Here is a 1,289-nt window from a genome sequence, read left to right as displayed (position 1 = left end):
AGGATCACCTCATCGACGTACTGGCGAATCCAGTCGAGCTCTTCCTGCAGTGCAGGGTCGGTGCCGAAATCCCAGCTCATGCCGCGCCCTCCGGGCCGCTCAGGGTGTCAGTCGCCATCAAGCACCGCGCCGCGGCTGGCGCTGGAGGCATTACGCGCGAACTTCGCCAGCACACCGCGCGTGTAGCGCGGTGCCGGTGCGCTCCACGCCGCGCGTCGACGCGCGATCACGTCTTCGGGCACGTCGAGATGCAGCAGCAACTGGTGCGCGTCGATCACGACACGATCACCCTCTTCCACCAGCGCGATCAGGCCGCCGGCGTAGGCCTCTGGCGCGACGTGGCCCACCACCATGCCCCAGGTGCCACCCGAGAAGCGCCCGTCCGTGACCAGGCCCACGCTCTCGCCCAGACCCTGACCGATCAGCGCACCGGTGGGTGCGAGCATCTCGGGCATGCCGGGCGCACCCTTCGGCCCCAGGTAGCGCAGCACCATCACATCGCCTGCCTTGATGTTGCCCGCCATGATCGCGGCTAGCGCGCTCTGCTCGTCGTCGAACACGCGCGCGGGGCCGCTCATCACGGGGTTTTTCAGGCCCGTGATCTTGGCGACGCAACCCTCGGGCGAGAGATTGCCCTTGAGGATCGCCAGATGGCCCTCGCTGTAGATGGGGTTGGACACAGTGCGGATCACGCCCTGGTCTGAGCGAAGCGGCGCTATCTCCGCCAGGTTCTCGGCGACCGTCTTGCCGGTGATCGTCATGCAGTCACCGTGCAGCAGCCCCGCTCCCAGCAGTTCTTTCATCACAGCCGGAACGCCACCCGCGCGGTGCAGGTCGACGGCGAGGTAACGGCCGCTCGGCTTGAGGTCGCACAGAACAGGCACCTTGCGGCGCACGCGCTCGAAATCGTCGATGCTCCACTCCACCTCTGCCGCGTGCGCGATGGCGAGGAAGTGCAGCACGGCATTGGTGGATCCACCGGTCGCCATGATCACGGCCACGGCGTTCTCGATGCTCTCGCGCGTGACGATGTCGCGGGGTTTGAGATCGCGCGCCACGGCCTCGACCAGCACCTGCGCGGCGCGCGCGGTGCTCGCGACTTTCTCGTCGTGCACGTTGGCCTCGGTGCTCGAGTACGGCAGGCTCATGCCGAGCGCCTCGAAGGCCGAACTCATGGTGTTGGCGGTGTACATGCCACCGCAGGAACCGGTGCCCGGGATCGCGCGTCGCTCGATCTCGCAGAAATCTTCCTCGCTCATCTTGCCGGCAGTGAACTGGCCGACGGCCTC

General features: G+C 67.3%; 1 protein-coding gene. It reads right to left on the bottom strand.

Translation table 11 applies throughout. From position 1 onward, the window contains the following. Positions 1 to 107 precede the first annotated feature (107 nt). The coding region (locus tag EB084_25800; protein ID NDD31678.1) for a dihydroxy-acid dehydratase at positions 108 to 1,289 on the bottom strand (1,182 nt) is incomplete at its 5' end.

This window comes from Pseudomonadota bacterium (assembly GCA_010028905.1).
In the GTDB taxonomy this organism is placed as follows: Bacteria; Vulcanimicrobiota; Xenobia; order RGZZ01; family RGZZ01; genus RGZZ01.
This window is presented reverse-complemented; position numbering and strand designations above follow the sequence as displayed.